This is a genomic window from Streptomyces violaceus (genome assembly GCF_036014075.1).
GTDB lineage: Bacteria > Actinomycetota > Actinomycetes > Streptomycetales > Streptomycetaceae > Streptomyces > Streptomyces violaceus.
In genome coordinates this window covers 5,745,973-5,767,978 of sequence record NZ_CP107911.1, presented here as the reverse complement: position 1 = coordinate 5,767,978, position 22,006 = coordinate 5,745,973, and the positions used below count along the sequence as shown (strand labels likewise).

The 22,006-nt window shown below is 69.9% G+C and carries 21 protein-coding genes; 10 read left to right on the top strand and 11 right to left on the bottom strand.

Translation table 11 applies throughout. The annotated features are described in order from the left end of the window. The first annotated feature begins 149 nt into the window (after nucleotides 1-149). The 3 genes from OG542_RS26065 to OG542_RS26055 all read left to right on the top strand — a co-directional run bounded on the left by OG542_RS26065 (nucleotide 150) and on the right by OG542_RS26055 (nucleotide 3,541). The gene (locus tag OG542_RS26065) at nucleotides 150-824 is read left to right on the top strand and encodes a TetR/AcrR family transcriptional regulator (RefSeq protein WP_328413864.1); all 675 of its coding nucleotides are present in this window, start codon (nucleotides 150-152) and stop codon (nucleotides 822-824) included. 82 nt (nucleotides 825-906) lie between these two features. Next, nucleotides 907-1,146: a heavy-metal-associated domain-containing protein gene (locus OG542_RS26060; RefSeq protein ID WP_261681551.1), complete on the top strand. Its 240-nt coding sequence runs from the start codon at nucleotides 907-909 to the stop codon at nucleotides 1,144-1,146. Between the two features lie 157 nt (nucleotides 1,147-1,303). Beyond that, the gene (locus OG542_RS26055) at nucleotides 1,304-3,541 is read left to right on the top strand and encodes a heavy metal translocating P-type ATPase (protein ID WP_328413863.1); all 2,238 of its coding nucleotides are present in this window, start codon (nucleotides 1,304-1,306) and stop codon (nucleotides 3,539-3,541) included. Nucleotides 3,542-4,213: 672 nt separating this feature from the next. On the opposite strand, the gene OG542_RS26050 is transcribed toward OG542_RS26055, so the two are convergent. Both OG542_RS26050 and recD2 read right to left on the bottom strand, forming a co-directional pair. Then, nucleotides 4,214-5,503 carry a citrate synthase gene (locus tag OG542_RS26050; protein ID WP_184592880.1) on the bottom strand — a complete coding sequence of 430 codons (1,290 nt, stop codon included), beginning with the start codon at nucleotides 5,501-5,503 and terminating at the stop codon, nucleotides 4,214-4,216. A gap of 178 nt (nucleotides 5,504-5,681) precedes the next feature. Beyond that, complete coding sequence (recD2, locus tag OG542_RS26045; RefSeq protein WP_328413862.1) at nucleotides 5,682-7,952, bottom strand: SF1B family DNA helicase RecD2; 2,271 nt, start codon at nucleotides 7,950-7,952, stop codon at nucleotides 5,682-5,684. A gap of 194 nt (nucleotides 7,953-8,146) precedes the next feature. Between recD2 and OG542_RS26040 the strand changes: the two genes are divergently transcribed. Continuing rightward, the gene (locus OG542_RS26040; protein ID WP_193478186.1) at nucleotides 8,147-8,317 is read left to right on the top strand and encodes a hypothetical protein; all 171 of its coding nucleotides are present in this window, start codon (nucleotides 8,147-8,149) and stop codon (nucleotides 8,315-8,317) included. Here OG542_RS26040 and OG542_RS26035 read toward each other — a convergent pair. Next, on the bottom strand, nucleotides 8,295-8,513 hold the full coding sequence (locus tag OG542_RS26035; RefSeq protein WP_311125821.1) for a DUF397 domain-containing protein: 219 nt from the start codon (nucleotides 8,511-8,513) through the stop codon (nucleotides 8,295-8,297). The genes OG542_RS26040 and OG542_RS26035 overlap by 23 nt on opposite strands. Beyond that, nucleotides 8,500-9,324, bottom strand: coding sequence for a helix-turn-helix domain-containing protein (locus OG542_RS26030; protein WP_193478188.1), 825 nt, complete (start codon nucleotides 9,322-9,324; stop codon nucleotides 8,500-8,502). Before OG542_RS26030 ends, OG542_RS26035 begins: the two co-directional genes overlap by 14 nt. A 338-nt stretch (nucleotides 9,325-9,662) precedes the next feature. On the opposite strand from OG542_RS26030, the gene OG542_RS26025 reads away from it, so the two are divergent. Then, nucleotides 9,663-9,998, top strand: a complete 336-nt coding sequence (locus OG542_RS26025; RefSeq protein WP_328413861.1) for a hypothetical protein — start codon at nucleotides 9,663-9,665, stop codon at nucleotides 9,996-9,998. A 139-nt stretch (nucleotides 9,999-10,137) separates the two neighbouring features. Here OG542_RS26025 and OG542_RS26020 read toward each other — a convergent pair whose 3' ends face one another. The 3 genes from OG542_RS26020 to OG542_RS26010 all read right to left on the bottom strand — a co-directional run bounded on the left by OG542_RS26020 (nucleotide 10,138) and on the right by OG542_RS26010 (nucleotide 12,333). Then, nucleotides 10,138-10,989 carry an MBL fold metallo-hydrolase gene (locus tag OG542_RS26020; RefSeq protein WP_328413860.1) on the bottom strand — a complete coding sequence of 284 codons (852 nt, stop codon included), beginning with the start codon at nucleotides 10,987-10,989 and terminating at the stop codon, nucleotides 10,138-10,140. A gap of 249 nt (nucleotides 10,990-11,238) precedes the next feature. Beyond that, the gene (locus OG542_RS26015) at nucleotides 11,239-11,886 is read right to left on the bottom strand and encodes a dihydrofolate reductase family protein (RefSeq protein ID WP_328413859.1); all 648 of its coding nucleotides are present in this window, start codon (nucleotides 11,884-11,886) and stop codon (nucleotides 11,239-11,241) included. 81 nt (nucleotides 11,887-11,967) lie between these two features. Further along, the gene (locus OG542_RS26010) at nucleotides 11,968-12,333 is read right to left on the bottom strand and encodes a cupin domain-containing protein (protein ID WP_328338936.1); all 366 of its coding nucleotides are present in this window, start codon (nucleotides 12,331-12,333) and stop codon (nucleotides 11,968-11,970) included. 212 nt (nucleotides 12,334-12,545) lie between these two features. Between OG542_RS26010 and OG542_RS26005 the strand changes: the two genes are divergently transcribed. From OG542_RS26005 to rbsD, 5 genes are all read left to right on the top strand, one after another. Then, nucleotides 12,546-13,613: a LacI family DNA-binding transcriptional regulator gene (locus tag OG542_RS26005; RefSeq protein WP_311125825.1), complete on the top strand. Its 1,068-nt coding sequence runs from the start codon at nucleotides 12,546-12,548 to the stop codon at nucleotides 13,611-13,613. Further along, nucleotides 13,610-15,130 (top strand): sugar ABC transporter ATP-binding protein, encoded by a 1,521-nt coding sequence (locus OG542_RS26000; protein WP_328413858.1) that lies wholly within the window; start codon nucleotides 13,610-13,612, stop codon nucleotides 15,128-15,130. Before OG542_RS26005 ends, OG542_RS26000 begins: the two co-directional genes overlap by 4 nt. Continuing rightward, a complete protein-coding gene (locus OG542_RS25995; RefSeq protein WP_328413857.1) occupies nucleotides 15,120-17,072 on the top strand; it encodes an ABC transporter permease/substrate-binding protein in 1,953 nt (650 codons plus the stop codon). Before OG542_RS26000 ends, OG542_RS25995 begins: the two co-directional genes overlap by 11 nt. A 73-nt stretch (nucleotides 17,073-17,145) precedes the next feature. After that, nucleotides 17,146-18,135, top strand: coding sequence for a ribokinase (locus tag OG542_RS25990; protein WP_311125828.1), 990 nt, complete (start codon nucleotides 17,146-17,148; stop codon nucleotides 18,133-18,135). Further along, a complete protein-coding gene (rbsD, locus tag OG542_RS25985; RefSeq protein ID WP_328413856.1) occupies nucleotides 18,132-18,521 on the top strand; it encodes a D-ribose pyranase in 390 nt (129 codons plus the stop codon). The genes OG542_RS25990 and rbsD overlap by 4 nt, the downstream gene beginning before the upstream one ends. Before the next feature lie 255 nt (nucleotides 18,522-18,776). On the opposite strand, the gene OG542_RS25980 is transcribed toward rbsD, so the two are convergent. The 4 genes from OG542_RS25980 to OG542_RS25965 form a co-directional block, all read right to left on the bottom strand. Next, complete coding sequence (locus OG542_RS25980; protein WP_328413855.1) at nucleotides 18,777-19,280, bottom strand: GNAT family N-acetyltransferase; 504 nt, start codon at nucleotides 19,278-19,280, stop codon at nucleotides 18,777-18,779. A 61-nt stretch (nucleotides 19,281-19,341) separates the two neighbouring features. Then, nucleotides 19,342-20,145, bottom strand: a complete 804-nt coding sequence (locus tag OG542_RS25975; RefSeq protein WP_328413854.1) for a sugar phosphate isomerase/epimerase family protein — start codon at nucleotides 20,143-20,145, stop codon at nucleotides 19,342-19,344. An 11-nt stretch (nucleotides 20,146-20,156) separates the two neighbouring features. Further along, nucleotides 20,157-21,125 (bottom strand): bifunctional helix-turn-helix transcriptional regulator/GNAT family N-acetyltransferase, encoded by a 969-nt coding sequence (locus OG542_RS25970; protein ID WP_328413852.1) that lies wholly within the window; start codon nucleotides 21,123-21,125, stop codon nucleotides 20,157-20,159. A 74-nt stretch (nucleotides 21,126-21,199) separates the two neighbouring features. After that, nucleotides 21,200-21,796 (bottom strand): dihydrofolate reductase family protein, encoded by a 597-nt coding sequence (locus OG542_RS25965; protein ID WP_328413851.1) that lies wholly within the window; start codon nucleotides 21,794-21,796, stop codon nucleotides 21,200-21,202. Nucleotides 21,797-22,006: the final 210 nt, after the last annotated feature.

Genomic DNA, 22,006 nt, shown 5'->3' with positions numbered 1-22,006 from the left:
CCCTTCACCGTGACCCGTGTCCAGGCGCAGCCTGACAGCACGGAGCTGCCATAGACTGGCAAACACGAGAGATCGCTCGCATTTCTGTCCTAAGAATGCGAGCGACCGCTCGCGTTTGTCAATCGTGTGATGAGACCTGGGGATAGCGCGTGCCCGAGAAGACCGAGAAGACCGAGAAGCCCGGAACAGAGGGGACCGCGGTGACCGAGGACCGGCCGCGCCGTCGCCAGGCCCGCGGCGAGCGCCGGATCACCCAGCTGCTCGAGGCTGCCGCGACGGTCTTCTCCAACACCGGTTACACGGCCGCCAGCACCAACGCCATCGCCCGCGAGGCGGGCGTCTCACCGGGGACGCTGTACCAGTTCTTCCCGAACAAGGAAGCGATCGCGATCGAGCTGGGCAGTCGGCTCATGCACGAGATGCGGCAGTCGTACGACGAGGTCCTCGCCCCGATCGACCCCGCGGTGACGCCGGTCGAGGAGGTGATCGCCGGGACGGTCGACCGCTTCATCGAGTTCAACTGCCGCCACCCGGCCTTCTTCGCGCTGATGCACGGCCCCGACATCCCGGGGCGCATCGCCGAGGAGCACGACGCGCTGCACACCACGCTGGTCACCCGGGTCGAGACGTTCCTCGCCCCGTTCGTGCCCGACGCGCCCGCCCCCGCCGTCACCCGCACCGCCCGGATGTGCGTCGGCATCTACATGGCCGGCCTGGAGCTGATCCTGGCCCACGAAGGCGCCGAGCGGGAGGCGTACGTCCAGGAGTTGAAGGACGTCCTCCTTCGCTACCTGCGACCGCTGGTCGGGGACGTCGTGAAGTGATACCCCCTAGGGGTACAGTGGGATGGGTGCGGACCCCCCACAGGCCGCCACAGCCCCACATGCCTCGACGAGGAGTAACGACATGACCGCCCAGACCGACACCACGGGCCCCGTCACCACCGTCTACAAGGTGAGCGGCATGAGCTGCGGACACTGCGAGGGCGCGGTCTCCGGCGAGATCTCCGGGATCTCCGGCGTCAGCTCGGTGACGGCCGTCGCCTCGACCGGCGAGGTCACCGTCGTCTCCGCGGCCCCGCTCGAGGACGAGGCCGTACGCGCCGCCGTCGACGAGGCCGGCTTCGAGCTGGCCGGCAGGGCCTGACCCCGTCACCGAGTGCCGGGCCCCGGAGCCCGGGACGCCAGGCCTGAGACGCTCCAGACCTGGCACTCGTACCACGTACGGGCCGTACTGCCGCCGCCCCGGCCCGTACGGCCCGTTCCGCTTCCCGGGCACCCCGCCACCTCCTGGAGTGAAGGACATGACCAGCACCACCGCCCAGGCGCCGCCGGACCGCGAGCCGGCGGTCGCCGAGGTCGAGCTGCTCATCGGCGGGATGACCTGCGCCTCCTGCGCGGCCCGCGTCGAGAAGAAGCTCAACCGTATGGACGGCGTCACGGCCACGGTGAACTACGCGACGGAGAAGGCCAGGGTCAGCTACCCCGCGGGCACCGAGGTCGCCGATCTGATCGCCACCGTGGTGAAGACCGGGTACACCGCCGAGGAGCCCGCACCCGCGCCCGAGGAGGAAGCCGCAGCGGACGAGGACCCCGAGCTCTCGACCCTGCGCCGGCGCCTGGCCGTCTCCGCCGCCCTCGCGGTGCCCGTCGTCCTGCTGGCGATGATCCCGGCCCTCCAGTTCGACAACTGGCAGTGGCTCTCGCTCACCCTCGCCGCGCCGGTCGTCGTCTGGGGCGGACTGCCCTTCCACCGGGCCGCCTGGACGAACGCCCGGCACGGCGCCGCCACCATGGACACGCTGGTCGCCCTCGGCACGCTCGCCGCGTTCGGCTGGTCCCTCTGGGCGCTGTTCCTCGGCGACGCGGGCATGCCCGGCATGCGGCACCCCTTCGAACTCACGGTCTCGCGCGGCGACGGCGCCTCGCAGATCTACCTGGAGGTCGCCTCCGGCGTCACCGCCTTCATCCTGCTGGGCCGCTATCTGGAGGCCCGCTCCAAGCGCCGCGCCGGGGCCGCGCTCCGGGCGCTGCTGGAGCTGGGCACCAAGGACGTGGCCGTCCTGCGGGACGGGCGCGAGGTGCGGATCCCGGCGCAGCGGCTGGCGGTCGGCGACCGGTTCGTCGTACGGCCCGGCGAGAAGATCGCCACCGACGGCACGGTGGTCGAGGGAGCCTCCGCGGTGGACGCCTCGATGCTGACCGGTGAGTCGGTGCCGGTGGACGTGGCGGCCGGGGACACGGTCACCGGCGCGACGGTCAACGCCGGTGGCCGGCTCGTCGTCGAGGCCACCCGGGTCGGCGCCGACACCCAGCTCGCGCGGATGGCGAAGCTCGTGGAGGACGCGCAGAACGGCAAGGCCGAGGTGCAGCGGCTCGCCGACCGGATCTCCGGGATCTTCGTGCCGGTGGTGCTGCTGATCGCCGTCGCAACGGCCGGGGTGTGGCTCGGGCTGACCGGCGACGGTGTCGCCGCCTTCACCGCGGCCGTGGCGGTCCTGATCATCGCCTGCCCGTGCGCGCTGGGCCTGGCCACCCCGACCGCGCTGATGGTCGGCACGGGCCGCGGCGCCCAGCTCGGCATCCTCATCAAGGGCCCGGAGGTCCTGGAGTCCACGCGCCGGATCGACACGGTCGTCCTGGACAAGACCGGCACGGTCACCACGGGCCGGATGACCCTCCAGGAGGTGTACGTCGCCGAGGGTGCCGACGCGAAGGAGGTGCTGCGGCTCGCGGGCGCCGTCGAGCACGCCTCCGAGCACCCCGTCGCGCGGGCGATCGCGCTGGGCGCCGGGGAGCGGGCCGGACAGCTCCCGGACGTCGAGGGGTTCCGGAGCGTCCCCGGGCGGGGCGTACGCGGGCGTGTGGCGGGCCGTGAGGTCGCCGTGGGGCGGCTCTTCGACGACGTACCGCCGGAGCTGGCCCGCGCGCGGGACGAGGCCGAGCGGGCCGGGCGTACGGCCGTCGTGGCCGGCTGGGACGGAACGGCGCGGGCCGTGCTGGCCGTGGCGGACGCGGTCAAGGAGAGCAGCGCCGAGGCGGTGCGCGAGCTGCGCGCGCTGGGGCTCACGCCGGTGCTGCTGACCGGGGACAACCGGGCGGTGGCCGAGGCGGTGGCGAAGGCCGTCGGGATCGACCAGGTGGTCGCGGAGGTCCTGCCCGAGGACAAGGTCGACGCCGTACGGCGGCTGCGGGCCGAGGGGCGGGTCGTCGCCATGGTGGGCGACGGCGTCAACGACGCGGCCGCGCTCGCCACCGCCGATCTGGGCCTGGCCATGGGCACCGGCACGGACGCGGCGATCGAGGCGGGCGATCTGACGCTGGTGCGCGGCGACCTGCGGGTGGCCGCGGACGCGATCCGGCTGTCGCGCCGGACGCTGGCCACGATCAACGGCAATCTCGTGTGGGCCTTCGGCTACAACGTGGCCGCGCTGCCGCTGGCCGCCGCGGGGCTGCTGAACCCGATGATCGCGGGGGCCGCGATGGCCTTCTCATCGGTCTTCGTCGTCACGAACAGTCTGCGGCTCCGGACATTCCGGTGAAGTCCCCTGAATTCGCCCTAAGTTCGCGGCGAACCTGATATGAGCCCCTCTGGAGTCCCGGGCCCGGCTCACATAAGCTCTTCACAAGGCTCGCGCATCATCCTTACGCTTGAGTCCCGGACGGCATTTCCGGGCTCTTGCGCAGCTAACGGACATATGCAAGAGACGCAGATCACAGTGATGTGAACGTAACCATCGAAGGGGTTCGAAGGTCTAAGTTGACGATGTCAGGGAGCGTCTTGGGGGGCGTGACCTGACATCTGGAGATGTCTTGGGGGACTTCTCCAGAGATGCGTTGCCGGGACACGCACACCGGGAAGCTTTGAGCGGCCCTCCCGGACGTGCGCTGTCCCGGCAGATCGCACACGACAGAGGCATGACGAGTTTTGCTCGTTGTGCTCGCAGCGATTCAGGCGCTGTCCTCACAGACGCCCGGCCGGATCCCGTGGGGGGAATCCGCACCGGGACTGGGAAGGCGCCCTGGCCGTCGGCCCGTGGGGGGACTGACGTTCCGGGGCGCCTTCTTCATTGCGTAAGAAATCACGTAAGAGATCACGTAAGAGATCTCCTCCCCGCAGCCTCACGCGAAGAACACGCGGGAGACCACACGAGGGATCACACGAGAGCCCCCGCATCCGGATGTCGGATGCGGGGGCTCGTGCGGTACTACGCTCAGCGGGCCTCGACGGGAACGAAGTCGCGCTCGACCACGCCCGTGTAGATCTGGCGCGGGCGGCCGATGCGGGAGCCCGGCTCCTTGATCATCTCGTGCCACTGGGCGATCCAGCCCGGCAGCCGGCCGAGGGCGAACAGGACCGTGAACATCTCGGTCGGGAAGCCCATGGCCCGGTAGATCAGACCGGTGTAGAAGTCGACGTTCGGGTAGAGGCTGCGCGAGACGAAGTAGTCGTCGGAGAGCGCGTGCTCCTCCAGCTTCAGCGCGATGTCCAGCAGCTCGTCGGACTTGCCGAGCGCGGACAGCACGTCGTGCGCGGCGGCCTTGATGATCTTGGCGCGCGGGTCGAAGTTCTTGTAGACCCGGTGGCCGAAGCCCATCAGGCGGACGCCGTCCTCCTTGTTCTTCACCTTGCGGATGAAGGTGTCGACGTCGCCGCCGGAGTCGCGGATGCCCTCCAGCATCTCCAGCACCGACTGGTTGGCGCCGCCGTGCAGCGGGCCCCACAGGGCGTTGATGCCGGCGGAGATCGAGGCGAACATGTTCGCCTGCGAGGAGCCGACGAGGCGGACCGTGGACGTCGAACAGTTCTGCTCGTGGTCCGCGTGCAGGATCAGCAGCTTGTCGAGCGCGGAGACCACGGTCGGGTCCAGGTCGTACTCCTGCGCGGGGACCGAGAAGGTCATGCGGAGGAAGTTCTCGACGTAACCGAGGTCGTTGCGCGGGTAGACGAACGGGTGACCGATCGACTTCTTGTACGCGTACGCCGCGATCGTCGGGAGCTTGGCGAGCAGGCGGGTCGTGGAGAGGTTCCGCTGGCGCTCGTCGAACGGGTTGTGGCTGTCCTGGTAGAACGTGGACAGCGCCGAGACGACCGAGGACAGCATGGCCATCGGGTGGGCGTCACGCGGGAAGCCCTTGTAGAAGTTCTTGACGTCCTCGTGCAGCAGGGTGTGCTGCGTGATGTCGTTCTGGAACGTCGAGAGCTCGTCGACGGTCGGCAGCTCGCCGTTGATCAGCAGGTAGGCGACCTCCAGGAAGGTGGAGCGCTCGGCCAGCTGCTCGATCGGGTAGCCGCGGTACCGCAGGATGCCCGCTTCGCCGTCCAGGTAGGTAATGGCGGATTTGTACGCGGCGGTGTTGCCGTAACCGCTGTCCAGTGTCACCAGACCGGTCTGGGCACGGAGCTTCCCGATGTCGAAGCCCTTGTCCCCGACGGTGCTGTCGATCACCGGGTAGGTGTACTCGCCGTCGCCGTACCGCAGTACTACAGAGTTGTCGCTCACGTCTTCCCTCACCGACGTTGTGCCTCATCTTCGAGGTTGCCCTGACTGTCTCTACCATCCCCCACTTGGCTCAGGAGAGTGCACTCGGGGTCGACCATCGGGCCTATTGACGGCACTGAGTGCCGCCAACTTGCTCATCCTGCCCCCTGTGTTCCCCATCCGGAAGCCTCTGTGACCTTCACGACTCATTTGATCGATCATCTTTTCGCGATCCGTGCGATCCGAGCCGGAAATCGAGTGCCGTGCACCGCCGGCCCGCCGACACCGTGCGCACCGCCTGGCCGATCGCCTTGCGCGAACCGACGAGGACGACCAGCCGCTTGGCCCGGGTGACCGCGGTGTACAGCAGGTTCCGCTGGAGCATCATCCAGGCGCCCGTGGTGACCGGGATGACGACCGCCGGATACTCGCTGCCCTGGGAGCGGTGGATCGTCACGGCGTACGCGTGCGCCAGCTCGTCGAGCTCGTCGAAGTCGTACGGAACCTCCTCGTCCTCGTCCGTCAGCACGGTCAGCCGCTGGTCGACCGGGTCGAGCGAGGTCACCACGCCCACGGTGCCGTTGAAGACGCCGTTCTCGCCCTTCTCGTAATTGTTGCGAATCTGGGTGACTTTGTCCCCGACCCGGAAGACCCGGCCGCCGAACCGCTTCTCGTTCACGTCGGGGCGGCCGGGGGTGATGGCCTGCTGGAGCAGACCGTTCAGGGTGCCCGCGCCCGCCGGGCCCCGGTGCATGGGGGCGAGCACTTGGACGTCTCGGCGCGGGTCCAGCCCGAACTTGGCGGGGATACGACGCGCCGCCACGTCCACGGTGAGCCGCCCGGCGGCCTCCGTGTCGTCCTCGACGAAGAGGAAGAAGTCCTTCATGCCGTCGGTGACCGGGTGTTGGCCGGCGTTGATCCGGTGGGCGTTCGTCACCACGCCCGACTGCTGCGCCTGCCGGAAGACCCGGGTCAGGCGGACGGCGGGGATCGGTCCCCCTTCGGCGAGCAGGTCCCGCAGCACCTCCCCCGCACCCACGCTCGGCAACTGGTCCACGTCGCCGACGAACAGCAGATGCGCGCCCGGGGGCACAGCTTTCACGAGCTTGTTGGCGAGGAGCAGGTCCAGCATGGACGCCTCGTCGACCACCACCAGGTCGGCGTCCAGCGGACGGTCCCGGTCGTAGGCCGCGTCGCCGCCGGGTTTCAGCTCCAGCAGGCGGTGGACCGTGGAGGCCTCGGCGCCGGTGAGCTCGGACAGGCGCTTGGCGGCCCGGCCGGTCGGGGCGGCGAGCACGACCTTCGCCTTCCTGGCGCGGGCCAGCTCCACGATCGAGCGGACCGTGAAGGACTTGCCGCAGCCGGGGCCGCCGGTGAGGACGGCGACCTTCTCGGTCAGGGCCAGCTTGACGGCGGCCTCCTGCTCCGGGGCGAGGTCGGCACCCGTGCGCGCCTTGAGCCAGGTGAGGGCCTTGTCCCAGGCCACCGCACGGAAGCCCGGCATCCGGTCCTCCTCGGTGCGCAGCAGGCGCAGCAGCTGGGCGGAGAGGGAGAGTTCGGCGCGGTGGAAGGGCACGAGGTAGATGGCGGTGACCGGCTCCCCTCCGTCCGGCCCCGGAACCTTCTCCCGTACGACGCCGGGCTCCTCGCCGCCCTCCCCCGGCTCGGCCAGCTCGGCCAGGCACTCGATGACCAGGCCCGTGTCGACCTGGAGGAGCTTGACCGCGTCCTTGATCAGCTGTTCCTCGGGGAGGAAGCAGTGGCCCTGGTCGGTGGACTGCGACAGCGCGTACTGCAGGCCCGCCTTGACGCGCTCCGGGCTGTCGTGCGGGATGCCGACGGACTGGGCGATCTTGTCGGCGGTGAGGAAGCCGATGCCCCAGACGTCGGACGCGAGCCGGTAGGGCTGGTTCTTCACGACGGAGATGGAGGCGTCGCCGTACTTCTTGTAGATGCGCACGGCGATGGACGTGGACACCTCGACGGTCTGGAGGAAGAGCATGACCTCCTTGATGGCCTTCTGTTCCTCCCAGGCGTCGGCGATCTTCTTCGTCCGCTTGGGTCCGAGGCCCGGGACCTCGATCAGCCGCTTGGGCTCCTCCTCGATGATCTGGAGGGTGTCCAGCCCGAAGTGCTGAGTGATCCGGTCGGCGAAGACCGGGCCGATGCCCTTGACCAGACCTGAGCCGAGGTAGCGGCGGATGCCCTGGACGGTGGCCGGCAGGACGGTCGTGTAGTTCTCCACGTGGAACTGCTTGCCGTACTGCTGATGCGACCCCCAACGGCCCTCCATGCGCAGGGACTCGCCGACCTGGGCACCGAGCAGCGCGCCCACGACCGTGAGCAGGTCGCCGCCGCCTCTGCCGGTGTCGACCCGGGCGACCGTGTAGCCGTTCTCCTCGTTGGCGTAGGTGATGCGCTCGAGTACGCCTTCCAGCGTGGCCAGTCGCCGCTCGCCCTGATCGGTCATGAGGGGACCGTACCGCCCGGGTAGGACAACGCCCTTGAATAAAGCGACCGATCAGTATGCGGGCAGCCGGTCTTCTTTCACGGTGAATTCACAACAACAGCCCGAAGCTTTACAGTTCAAGCATCGTGGCTGTCCTTTTCGGCTGCCATTCCCGTGGGAGAATTCAGGCTTGATTCGCAGTGAATTGAGGAACGATGTCACCTCAGGCCCAGAGCGTCGCCCTGTGGATCCTGGCCCTGGCCGTCAACACGACGGCGGCGCTCGCCGGGATCGTGTGGGGCTGGACAGCGTTCACACAGTTCCTGGTACCGGCGTTCGGGTCGGTGGTGGGGGCGTCGCTGGTCAGTTACAGCTTGCGGCGTTGAGGTGCCCGTCCTTGAGGGCGGTCACGAAGGCGGCCCAGCCGCTGGTGGAGAAGGTCAAGGTGGGGCCGGGGATGGTTTTGCTGTCTCGGACGGGGATGTCGGGGTGGCCGTGGGCTACTTCCAGGCATTCACCTTGGTCGCCGCCGCTGTAGCTGGACTTGTACCACTTGGTGATGGTGCGCTCATTGGTGACCATGCGCGTGTTCCTCCGCTGCCGCCCTGACTAGGGACAGTGACTCCTGCTGCGACAACGCGTCGCTCAGGGCCAGAGCGTAAGCGGTCTGACAGGCGCTCACCAGGGCGGGATCGTCCATCAAGTTCCCGGTCTGGAAGCCCTCGACATAGGCCACCGGGGCCGAGTCCTCGAATGTCATGAGCGTGAGCAGACTCTGCATGAGCGCGTGCGCCCCCACGCCGTAGGGATGGACGTGCAAGCGCAGTCGCCCTGACTCGGCCATGTCCGCAATCTTGTGCAACTGCTCGGCCATGACCTGCGGCCCGCCCACACAACGTCGAAGAACCGCCTCGTCAAGCAGTGTCCAGACCACGGGCTGCGCCGGCCCGTCAAGGATTCGGCGACGCTTTGTTCGGATGACAACGAGCTCGTCAAGTTCCTCGGGCGTGTGATTCGGTCGGTACGCACGGAAGAGAGCGCGCGCGTAGTCGTCGGTCTGTAGCACTCCTGGGACCAGCGAGAGCGCGAACTGCTGGATCAGCAGGGCCAGTTGCTCAAGCTCGGCCACGGCGGCGAAGTGATCGGTGTATTTCGACTCCAGATCCTCCAGCCACCTCGCAAAGAACCCGTCCGTCCCCAGCGCCCGGTCGATCCGCAGCGCGTCATCCGGCTTCGGAAGGCGCCTCCCGGCCTCGAAGTGGCTGATCAGCGTGGGCGAGCACACGACCTGGTCACCCAGTTCCTCCTGGGTAAGGCCGACGGCTGCCCGCCGCAGCCGCAGTTCCTCTCCGTACTTCTGACGCGGCGTTCGAAGGGCGCGGCGTTCGTCCATGCGGCCACCTCCTCTTCTTGACAAGCGCGATGTCAAGCTCCGACCCCTGGCAGCGTAGCGAGGGCCGACCCCACTCTGTGAGTGATTCACCACAGAACGCAGTCACCGCAGGTGGGAAGGCCGACAGACATGACAGACCTCATCGCCCGGCTCCTCGAGCCGCTCCTCCGCATCCTGTTCCCCCCTCGCGGGCGGCGACGGCGATCGCCGGCACCGGCCCCGTGCCCGTACTGCCACGACGGCGTCAGGGTCACGACCGCCCGCCGCCCCGCGGAGCGACCACTGCGTGGTGAGGACAACCGGCTGGTCCGCCCCTATCTGACGGCGGAGGCAAGCGCATGACCGATGGAACGCGCGAACACGCTTCGGTAGGGCGCCTGTTGCCGTGGACCGGTGCCGACGGGAGGCCGTGCTATCTCGTGGGCGACGGAACCGGTTACGTCTCACGCCTCGCCGACGAGATCGAGGACGTGCAGCTCGGCATGGCGGACGACCTGCTCGGGCACGCCGAGGAACTCCTCGCGGAGCGGCGGGTGACGAGTGTGGAAGTGCACTACCTGGCCCTGCGGCTCACCGAGTGCCTGCGGGACGTCAGGCGGATCGCGGAGAGCAGGGGGACACGGCTCACACAGAACCCGAGGCTCAACCACCGGCCCCCGCCAGGAAGCCGGTGATGAGACGGCCCGATTCCGCCGGAGCGGCATGAGGCAAGGCGTGGTGGGACACGTCCGGCAGCGTGACCGTCGTGACGTGCGGCAGGAGCGCCTCGGCGCCGGCGGCCACCTTGGCGGGGACGCCGCGCGGCAGCGCCGCTCACGTCCCCGACGGCCGCGGCTGCTCCGGCGGAACCGAGCTCTCGGCAACCGCCATCCACTGGTCCAGGTCGGTCTGGGTGAACTCTGCCCACGGTGGGATTCCGGGGAGCTGGCGGAGGAAGTCGTAGGCCTCGGGGATCTGGGCTCCGCGGAGGACCGGGCAGTGGCAGCCGGCGATGACCTCGGCGTTCAGGTGTTGGAAGTCGGTGACGACCGTCCCGAACTTCTGGGCGTCCAGCAGGGCGACCCAGGGGGAGACCAGGCTTCCGCCGAAGAACTGGCCGTCGCGGAATTCGTCAGGCGACAGCGCCGCGATTTCGGGCATAGGGGTCGGCACGTTCGTGGCGAAGGTGTCTACGGCCCACAGGACGCCGGCCTTCGAGTCGAAGAGGGCTCGGGTCGTGGGGTTGTCGTACAGGGGCGGTCGCTTGGCGACCAGGGTGCGATCGCCCGCGTCGATCGTGTCGCCGTCGGTCATGAAGCGGCACCGGTTGATGGGAGTCTCCCACTCCTCGGCCATGCGGCCGAGGGAGAACCATGTCGTCAGCAGGGTCGCGTTCGGGCATTCCGCGAGGACCGCCAGGAGGTTGCCGGCGTGGTCGCGGTCGTCGTGGGTGAGGAAGATCCACCGTACGTCCAGGGGATCCACGATGGACCAGGCCGCCTCCAGCCACTGGGAGCGCACCGCGGGCGCCCCGGTGTCCACGAGGACCGGTTCGGTTCCCCGGATCACCATCGAGTTCATCGGGAAGTGGCCGACCGGCGGGGCCTCAAGGGCCCACGGGATGACGAACGTCTCCTCGGCGATCTTGTACGGCTGCAGAAGGTCGAAACTCTCCATGGTTGTCATCGCTGCTCTCCCTAGGACGGGGCCGCCGCAGCGTCCATGAATCCAGTGCAGCCCCGTGCCGGGCTGTCGTCAAACGCAGAACTCGTGACGGTCGGCTTCGGTGGGCGACGAGGGGTGTGCGGTCGGTGCCGGCCGGTCCCGGGCCGTGCTCGGGCAGGCGGCCGTCAACACCCCTGGGCGCTGTGCGGGACTTTTAAAACCACCCCCTAGGTGTGGTTGCGCCGGCGGCTCAGCGGCTGGGGAAACGCCTCACTTCCTCCAGAACAGGTGATGCGTCACCCCGCTGGGGCTCGGCACCACATCGCAGTGGAAGCGGTCGAGGAGTTCCTCGGGCGACTCCCAGAGCCGTGAGCCGGATCCGAGTTTCACCCCCGGCGAGACCGCCACGTGCAGCGTGTCGACCAGGTCGGCTTCGAGGAACTCCCGGATGACCTTGGCACCGCCGCCGAGTCGGACGTCCTTGCCCCGCGCCGCCTCCCGCGCCTGCGCGAGGACGTCGGCAGGGTCGCCACCGACGAAGTGGAACGTGGTGTCGGAGAGCGTGAACGAGGGTCGCGGGTGATGGGTCATCACGAACACCGGCGTGTGGAACGGGGGTTCCTCGCCCCACCAGCCCTGCCACTCGTGGTCCTGCCAGGGGCCGCGCTGGGGACCGAACTTGTTGCGGCCCATGATCTCGGCGCCGATGTTGTGTGCGAAGTCGCGCGTGAGGTAGTCGTCGAGACCGCGGCTGCCGCCGGGGTCGGTGCGGTTCGGCCAGCTCGCCGTGGCACCGGCCCACGCGAACATGGTCCCGGGGTCGGCGTGGCCGAACGGCCGTTCAAGGCTCTGGTTCTCACCGGCGCCGAATCCGTCGCTCGAGACGTTGAAGTTCTGCACGCGCAGCAGCTGAGGCACGAGGCTCCTCCTGTGGTCGATGAGGGGTGGACCGCCGCGGCCGGCGGAACTCATCGGTCCTCGGGGATTCCCCTTCTCGTTTCACCCGGACTGTGCCACCACGTGCTCGATCACCTGCTTGAAGTCGTCGGTCGGGGAGAACTCCACCAGCTCGCTGTCCTCCAGGGCCAGCGGGACATGCCCGGGCGGCCAGTAGTACGCCTGTCCCGCCTCGTACTCCTCCTCGCCGGATGCCGTACGCATCCTGATCCGGCCCTTCAGCAGGTAGCCCCAGTGGGGGCACTGGCACGCGTCGTCGGGCAGGCCCTTGAGGGCCGGGCCCATGTCCGTGCCCTGGGGCAGGCTGATGTAGCCCACCGACATGCCGCCCCCGATCGGCAAGCTGCGCAGCTCCACTCCATCGCCTTCGAGGGCGACGGGTACGTCGTTCCGGGTCGCCGCCGTCATGACTCCTCCGCTCCGGCCGCATGGGCCTCAAGAGAACGACTCCGTGCTTCCAGCGTGAACCGCACGCGAGCTCCCCGCGACATCACGATCCGGTTGCGACCCGCCGCCGGGGTCTTGATTTACCGCCGTGTAATCGATTCCATCCACCCGTCGATGTAATCGATTCCACGAACCCATGGCGGGTTCCGTTTCCACAAGGAGGTGGAGCGGCGGTGGCCAGCATCAAGGACGTCGCTGCCGAGGCCGGCGTCTCCGTCGCCACGGTCTCGCGCGTCCTGAACGACCACCCGTCGGTCAGCGCCGACGCACGCGCACGCGTGCTGTCCGCCGTCGGGGCCCTGGGCTACCGCCCGAACGCCGTCGCCCGCTCCCTGCGCACCGACCAGACCCACACCCTCGGCCTGGTCATCAGCGACGTGATGAACCCGTACTTCACCGAACTGGCCCGCTCCGTCGAGGAGGAGGCCCGCGCGCTCGGCTACAGCGTCATCATCGGCAACGCCGACGAGCGGCCCGACCTCCAGGACCACCACGTACGGAACCTGCTGGACCGGCGCATCGACGGGCTGCTCGTCTCCCCCACAGACGGAGGCTCGCCGCTGATGCTGGACGCCGCGCGGGCCGGGACACCCATGGTGTTCGTGGACCGGTGGATCCCGGGCGTGGACGTGCCGGTGGTGCGGGCGGACGGCCGGACCGCCGTACGGGATCTCGTGGCGCATCTGCACGGGCTCGGGCACCGGCGGCTCGCGATCATCGCGGGACCGGCGGCGACCACGACCGGCCGGGAGCGCGTGGAGGCGTTCCGGGAGGCGCTCGGCGCGTACGGCCTCGAACTCCCCGACGCCTACATAGGGCAGGGCGACTTCCAGGCCGAGAGCGGGCGCCGGGTCACCGAGGGATTCCTCGACCTGGCCGAGCCGCCCGAGGTCGTGTTCGCGGCCGACAACCTGATGGCGCTCGGCGCGCTGGACGCCGTACGCGCGCGTGGCGTGCGCGTACCGGACGACATCGCGCTGGCCGCCTTCGACGACATCCCGTGGTTCGTGCACACCGATCCGCCGGTCACCGCGATCGCCCAGCCGACCGGTGAGCTGGGGCGTGCCGCCGTGCGCGCGCTGGTCGCCCGGATCGAGGGCCGGCCCGGGGAGTCCGTCACCCTTCCCGCCCGGCTCGTCGTACGCCGCTCGTGCGGCGAGCCGTACCCGGCCTCCCCGGAGCCGGACCCTGCACAGGCCCCCGCTGTGCAGCACCCCGCCAAGAACAGGAGCCACACGTGAGCAACGCGGACGAGTTGCTGCGCATCGAGGGCATACGGAAGACCTTCCCGGGTGTGGTCGCGCTGGACGGCGTGGACTTCGACCTGCGCCGGGGCGAGGTGCATGTGCTGCTCGGTGAGAACGGCGCGGGCAAGAGCACCCTCATCAAGATGCTCTCCGGCGCCTACACGCCCGACGCCGGGCGCATCCTGGTCGGCGGCGAGGAGAGGCGCATCCAGGGTGCGCAGGACTCCGAGCGGCTCGGGATCGCCACCATCTACCAGGAGTTCAACCTCGTACCCGATCTGACGGTCGCCGAGAACATCTTCCTGGGGCGCCAGCCGCGCCGGTTCGGGATGATCGACCGCAAGCGGATGGAGGCAGACGCCGAGGTCCTCCTCGCGCGCGTGGGCGTGAACGTGTCGCCCCGCGCGCGGGTGCGGGACCTCGGTATCGCGCGCCTTCAGATGGTCGAGATCGCCAAGGCGCTGAGCCTGGACGCGCGCGTGCTGATCATGGACGAGCCGACCGCCGTGCTCACCTCCGAGGAGGTCGAGAAGCTCTTCGCGATCGTGCGCAAGCTGCGCGAGGACGGTGTCGGGATCGTCTTCATCACGCACCACCTGGAGGAGATCGCCGCCCTGGGCGACCGGGTCACGGTCATCCGGGACGGGAAGAGCGTCGGGCAGGTGCCCGCCACCACGCCCGAGGACGAGCTCGTACGGCTCATGGTGGGGCGGTCGATCGAGCAGCAGTACCCGCGTGAGCGGGCCGATCGCGGTTCCGCGTTGCTGTCCGTCGAGGGACTCACCCGGAACGGGGTCTTCCACGACGTCAGCTTCGCGGTGCACGCCGGGGAGGTCGTCGGTATCGCCGGGCTCGTGGGCGCCGGTCGTACCGAGGTCGTGCGGGCGGTCTTCGGGGCCGATCCGTACGACAAGGGAGCCGTGAAGGTCTCCGGGGCCGCCCTGAAGGGTCACGACGTCAACGCCGCCATGACCGCCGGCATCGGCCTCATCCCCGAGGACCGCAAGGGCCAGGGCCTGGTGCTGGACGCCTCGGTCGAGGAGAACCTCGGCCTGGTGACGCTGCGGTCGGCCACCCGCGCGGGGCTCGTCGACCTCAAGGGGCAGCGGGAGGCCGCCGCCCGGATCGCCGGGCAGCTCGGCGTACGGATGGCCGGACTCGGCCAGCACGTGCGCACGCTGTCCGGCGGCAACCAGCAGAAGGTCGTGATCGGCAAGTGGCTGCTCGCCGACACCAAGGTGCTGATCCTCGACGAGCCGACGCGCGGTATCGACGTCGGCGCCAAGGTCGAGATCTACCAGCTCGTCAACGAACTGACGGCGGCCGGTGCCGCCGTACTCATGATCTCCAGCGATCTGCCCGAGGTGCTCGGCATGAGCGACCGGGTGCTGGTGATGGCCCAGGGCCGGATCGCGGGCGAACTCTCCTCCGACGAGGCCACCCAGGACGCCGTGATGGCGCTCGCCGTAAGCAACCCCAGCACTGACAAGGAGGCCTCCCGTGGCCACTGACACGCTCAAGAGCACGACGGACGCGGGAGCCGCCTCGGGAGGCCTGCGCCGCCTGCTGCTCGACAACGGCGCGCTCACCGCGCTCATCGTCCTCGTCATCGCGATGTCGGCGCTGTCCGGCGACTTCCTGACGACGGACAACCTCCTGAACGTCGGCGTCCAGGCGGCCGTCACCGCCATCCTCGCCTTCGGCGTGACCTTCGTGATCGTCTCGGCGGGCATCGACCTGTCGGTCGGCTCCGTCGCCGCGCTGTCGGCCACGGTGCTCGCGTGGACCGCGACCTCGGCGGGCGTCCCCGTCTTCGTCGCCGTCCTGCTGGCCATAGCCACCGGTATCGCCTGCGGCCTGGTCAACGGCATCCTGATCTCCTACGGCAAGCTGCCGCCGTTCATCGCGACGCTGGCCATGCTGTCGGTGGCCCGCGGTCTGTCCCTCGTCATCTCCGAGGGCTCGCCGATCGCGCTGCCCGGCTCGGTCTCCCACCTCGGGGACACGCTCGGCGGCTGGCTGCCGGTGCCGGTGCTCGTCATGATCGTGATGGGGCTGATCGCGGCGTTCGTGCTCGGCCGTACCTACATCGGCCGCTCGATGTACGCGATCGGTGGCAACGAGGAGGCCGCGCGGCTGTCCGGCCTGCGCGTGAAGAAGCAGAAGCTCGCCATCTACGCCTTCTCCGGCGTCTTCGCCGCCGTCGCGGGCGTCGTCCTCGCCGCCCGGCTGTCCTCCGCACAGCCGCAGGCAGCCGACGGCTACGAGCTGGACGCCATCGCGGCGGTCGTCATCGGCGGCGCGTCCCTGGCCGGCGGCACGGGCAAGGCGTCCGGCACGCTGATCGGCGCACTGATCCTGGCCGTGCTGCGCAACGGGCTGAACTTGCTGAACGTGTCGGCGTTCTGGCAGCAGGTCGTCATCGGCGTCGTCATCGCGCTGGCGGTGCTGTTCGACACGCTGCGGCGCAAGGCGGGGGCCACTCCGGCGGCCGCCGGTACTTCTCAAGGAGGCAAGGGCAAGCAGGCGGCGACGTACGGGCTCGCGGCCGTCGTCACCGTCGCGATCGTCGGCGCCACGTCCTTCCTGCACAACGGCTCCTCCGCCACGAGCGCCCCGAAGATGGGCCTGTCGCTGTCCACCCTCAACAACCCCTTCTTCGTGCAGATCCGGGCGGGCGCCCAGGCCGAGGCGAAGAAGCTGGGCGTGGACCTGACCGTCACGGACGCGCAGAACGACGCCTCCCAGCAGGCCAACCAGCTGCAGAACTTCACCAGCTCGGGACTCGGCGCGATCATCGTCAACCCGGTGGACTCGGACGCGGCGAGCAACTCGGTGAAGGCCGCCGACAAGGCGAAGATCCCGGTCATCGCCGTCGACCGCGTCGTCAACAACGCCACGTTGGACACACTGGTCGCCTCCGACAACGTCGCCGGCGGTGAGCTCGCCGCCAAGTCGATCGGTGAGAAGCTCGGCGGCAAGGGCAAGATCGTGATCCTCCAGGGGCAGGCGGGCACCTCCGCCGCCCGCGAGCGCGCGCAGGGCTTCGCGAACGGCCTCAAGGCCTACCCGGGCATCCAGGTCGTCGCCCAGCAGCCCGCCGACTTCGACCGCACCAAGGGCCTCGACGTGATGTCGAACCTGCTCCAGGCCCACCCGGACGTCCAGGGCGTCATCGCCGCCAACGACGAGATGGCGCTCGGCGCGATCAAGGCCCTCGGCTCCAAGGCCGGCAAGTCGGTCTCCGTGGTCGGCTTCGACGGCACGCCTGACGGACTGAAGGCGGTCGAGGGCGGCACCCTGTACGCGTCCGTGGCGCAGCAGCCCTCACAGCTCGGGAAGATCGCCGTGGACAACGCCCTGAAGGCGCTCCAGGGCAAGAAGGTCGAGGAGACGGTGAAGGTGCCGGTGAAGGTGGTCACGAAGGAGAACGTGGCCGGCTTCAGCGGCTGACATCGGGGAACGGCCGGGCGGCGCCCAGCTCATGGGGCCGCCCGGCACTGTCACTCACGTGGGGAGACAACTCATGTACGACTACGACCTCCTGGTCGTGGGGTCGGCCAACGCCGACCTGGTGATCGGTGTCGAGCGCCGGCCCGGTGCCGGCGAGACCGTGCTCGGCTCCGATCTGGCCGTCCACCCGGGCGGCAAGGGCGCGAACCAGGCGGTCGCGGCCGCCCGGCTGGGGGCCCGCACGGCTCTGCTGGCCCGGGTCGGCGACGACGCGCACGGCCGTCTGCTGCTGGAGTCGCAGCGGGAGGCCGGTGTCGACACGGTGGGTGTCCTGGTGGGCGGCGCGCCGACCGGGGTCGCTCTGATCACGGTCGACCCGTCCGGGGACAACAGCATCGTCGTCTCGCCGGGCGCCAACGGCCGGCTGGCCCCGGAGGACGTGAGCGCCGCCGGGTGCCTCTTCCAGGGCTCCCGGGTGGTGTCGGCGCAGCTGGAGATTCCGCTGGAGACGGTGGCGGCGGTCGTACGGAACCTGGCTCCGGACAGCCGTTTCGTACTGAACCCGTCGCCGCCGCGCCCGCTCCCTTCGGAGGTGCTGGCGGCCTGCGACCCGCTGATCGTCAACGAGCACGAGGCGAAGGTGATCCTGGGTTCGGCCGCGGTGGGGGACAGCCCGGAGGACTGGGCCCGGATACTGCTCGCGAAGGGCCCGCGGTCGGTGGTGGTGACGCTGGGCGCGGAGGGTGCGCTGGTGGCGTCGTCGGAGGGGGTCTCCCGGGTCCCGTCCGTGAAGGTGAGCGCCGTGGACACGACCGGCGCGGGAGACGCGTTCACCGCCGCGCTGGCCTTCCGGCTGGGGGCGGGCGCGTCCCTGGCGGAGGCGGCGGCGTACGCGGCGCGGGTCGGCGCGGCGACCGTGACGAAGGAGGGCGCGCAGGCGTCCTTCCCGACGGCGGCGGAGGTCGCTCAGCAGTGCTGTGCTGACCCGGGGGACAACCCCCGGACCCCCGGCCGACGGGCGGGCAGCACCCGCGCATCGGGTTCGCAAGGTGGGTCCAAGTGAAGAAGGCCGGAATACTGAACCGTCACCTCGCCGGTGCGCTGGCCGAACTGGGCCACGGGGACGGGATGCTGGTGTGCGACGCGGGCATGCCCATCCCCGACGGCCCCCGGGTGGTGGATCTGGCCTTCCGGGCCGGGGTGCCGGCGTTCGCCGAGGTGCTGGAAGGGCTGCTGGCCGAGCTGGTGGTCGAAGGCGCGACGGCGGCGACGGAGGTACGGGAAGCGAACACGGCGGCTTCGCAGCTCCTGGACAGCCACTTCCCGTCGCTCACCCTCGTATCGCACGAGCGGCTCAAGGAGCTGTCGGCGGGTGCGCGGCTGGTCGTCCGCACGGGCGAGGCACGGCCGTACGCGAACGTGCTGCTGAGGTGCGGCGTCTTCTTCTGAGGAGTGCTCTTCTGAGGAGTCTCCTTCTGAGGCGGATTCTTCTGAGGCGGATTCTTCTGAGGCCGTGAACGGCCCCGAACGGTTTCGAGGGGGCCCGGTCCGTCGACCGGGCCCCCTCGGCCTTTCCCCTCCCGTCAGGAACCCCGCGATCCCCCCAGATCTCCCCCCCAGAAGTCCTGACGCCATGTACGACCCACGGAGGGCAGAAAAGGTTGCACGATCGGGTAAGAATTTCTTGCCGGATTCTTGAGAAGATCACCGCGCCGGTCGGGTCAGTACCCGGGTGAGGCCCCCGTCGTCCTCCTCGATGTCCCTGACGTGCGCGAATCCGATCCTGCGGAGGAGGTGCAGCGAGGCCGTGTTCCGCGCGTCCACGGTGGCGTGCACCTCGCTGAGCCCGAGCGTCCGGAACCCGTACGCCACGAGCGCCTCGGCCAGTTCCGTCCCCAGCCCGCTTCCCCATGCCTCGGGAGCCAGGGCGTAGACGATCTCGTGCCCCTCGGCCTCGTCCGTCCGCTTGATCTCCGCGTGCCCGACCAGCCGCCCGTCGCGCCGGACCGCCCACACGTCGAACAGGTCCTGGGCGTAGACCTTGGTGAAGATCCGCCCGAACAGGGCCCGGTCGTCCGCCTCGGGAGAAGGACCGTCCCCCATCCACCGGGACACCCGCGTGTCCTGGAACAGGGCGACGAAGCTCTCCTCGTCCTCCGGCGTGTAGGGGTCCAGGAGGAGGCGGGGGGTGCGCAGTGTCGGGGGCATGGGCGGGGACGCTAGCGAGGTGAGGGCGGGGCGGCAACGCGGTTTCCGCGGAACCGCCCCGTCACGCCGACTCGTTCAGCAACCTGCTCAGATGCTCGCTCCCGGCCCCCAGCAGTTCCGGCAGTGGCTGCGCCGTCTCGTACCAGCGCTTCTCGTACTCCCAGCACAGCCAGCCGTCCCAGCCGTGGCGGGAGAGGATCTCGACGCACTCGGCCAGGGGCAGGACGCCCGCGCCGAGGGGCAGGGGGGTCGTGTCGTCGGCGGAGGCGATGTCCTTGACCTGGACGTAGCCGAGGTGGGGGGAGAGCGCCGCGTAGGTCTCCGAGGGCTGTTCGCCGCCCAGCCAGGTGTGCATGACGTCCCAGAGCGCGCCCACCTGGCGGTGGCCGACGAGCCCGAGGACGCGCATCGCGTCGGCGGCGGTGCGGTGCGAGTCGTGGGTTTCCAGGAGGATGCGTACGCCCAGGTCGTTCGCGTACTCGGCGGCCGTGCCCAGCCGCCGGGCGGCCGTGGCGTCGGCCTCCTCGGGGGTCTGGACGTCCAGGTCGCCGCCGGGGAAGACCCGGATGTACGGGGCGCCGAGGTCGCGGGCCAGGTCGAGGAGGGTACGGATCTCGGCCAGGACGGGTTCGTCGTCGCCCGGCGCGGCGACGCGCGCGTATCCCGCCAGGCCCAGGATCTCTACGCCCGACCCCTTGAACTCGGCCGCGACCTCGGCCCGTTCGGCGGAGCCGAGGCCGGGGTGGACCGGTTCCTCGGGGTGGGTGCGCAGCTCCACACCGTGGTAGCCGTGCGCGGTCGCGAGCCGCAGGACGTCGGGCAGGGGCATGCCTGGGACACCGAGGGTGGAGAACGCCAGCTTCATGGTGACGGACCCTACCCGGCGCCCCCGCCCGCGACTCCCCTTCGTCGCTCCGGTGTTGCGTGAAGATCCAGTCGCCAGTCCTGGCCGGTCAGGTCCTGGCCGAAGGAGCGGTGCGGCTTCTCCGCGACCAGCACGAAGCCGTGGCGCTGGTAGATACGGCGGGCGGCGCCGAGGATGTCGTTGGTCCACAGGACCACCTCGCGGTAGCCGACCTCGCGGGCGAAGTCGACGAGGGCTCCCACCAGCCGGTCGCCGATGCCCAGGCCGCGTGCGTCCGGCTCGACGAGCAGCAGCCGGAGCCGGGCGGCCTCGGGCTGCTGCTCGTCCCGGACGCACATCACGCACCCCACCGGCCGCCCGTCCAGCTCGGCGATCCAGGTGCGCTCCAGATGCGGGTCGTGGTCCTCGCCGTAGTCCGCGACGATCCGGGCGACCAGGCCCTCGTAGTCGGCGTTGAATCCGTACTCGGCGGCGTACAGCGCGGCGTTGCGCTGCACGATCCAGCCGAGGTCGCCGGGGGCGGGCTCGCGCAGGACGACGTCTTCGGGGCGTGGGGCCCGGCCGTCGCCGAGAAGCGCCCGGACGGTGCGCAGTGCCTCCGCCAGCCGGGGCCGGTCCTCCGCCCGCACTGTGTCAAGCAGCGCTCCGACCGTCTCCCGCGCCCGCTCGTCGAGCAGCGCGGCGGCCTCGCGGCCGGGCGAGGTGAGCGTGATGCGGCGGCGCCGCGGATCTGTCTCGGAGGGGCCGCGCTCGACCAGCCCGTCCTCCTCGAACTTGTTCAGGATGCGGCTCAGGTACCCGGCGTCCAGGTGCAGCTGGGCCCGCAGGTCGGCGGCGTCCGTGCGCGGCGCGTGGGCGAGCTCGTAGAGCACGCGGGACTCGGTGAGGGTGTAGGGGGCGTAGAGGTGCCGGCCGTAGTCGAGCGCGCCGATGACGTTCGTGTAGAAGCGGTTGAAGGAGCGGATGTCCTGGACGGTCATGGCCACGACCCCCGAATGGTTGACTCAGTCAGAGATTCCGTGGGGTCGAGCCTAGACGTCCAGGACAGCCGGGGCTAGACCGCGGTGGCCGGCCGGTAGACGCACACCTGCGCGCCGGTCTTGGCGGTGGTCGTCGAGACCAGCTCCATCGGGCGCTTGCCACCGTCGGCGGGAAAGATCGTCTTGCCGCCGCCCAGAAGCACCGGCATGACGATGAGCTGGAGCTCATCGACCAGGCCCTCGGACAGGAGCGTGCGCACGAGCGTCGGGCTGCCCATCATCGCGAGGTCGCCGCCCTCGGCCTCGTGCAGCTCCCGGATGCGCGCGACGGCCTGGCCGCCGGGGATGAGCGAGGTGTTGTTCCAGGTGAGGTCGGCCTCGCCGAGGGTGCTGGAGACGACGTACTTCTTGAGGGAGTTCATCCGGTCGGCGAACGGGTCCCCGGCCCGCTCGGGCCAGGCCCCCGCCATCGTCTGCCACGTACGCCGCCCGAACAGCAACGCCTCGGCACTGCCGAGACCCGCGTCGAAGGCGCCGCCCAGCACCTCCTCGTCGAAGTACGGGTGCGACCAGCCGCCGTGCGCGAAGCCCCCGTCGGTGTCCTCCTGCGGCCCGCCGGGCGCCTGTACGACGCCGTCCAGGCTGATGAACTCGGTGATCACGATGCGCATGAGGTCTTCTCCAGTACGTCGTCTGGCGTGCATTACGGGAATGCAGACCACGAGGCGGTGCAGAACTCATCGGTTCTTGGTAATCGTCCAACAGTCACGCAGCCCGCGCAGGGTCTCGGCATGCCCAGACGTTACGGAGCTCGGGACGAACCAGCGAGACTCTCGAGGTCCCCCCATGGAACGTGCTGAGGCGCAGGGTGGAGTGGACAA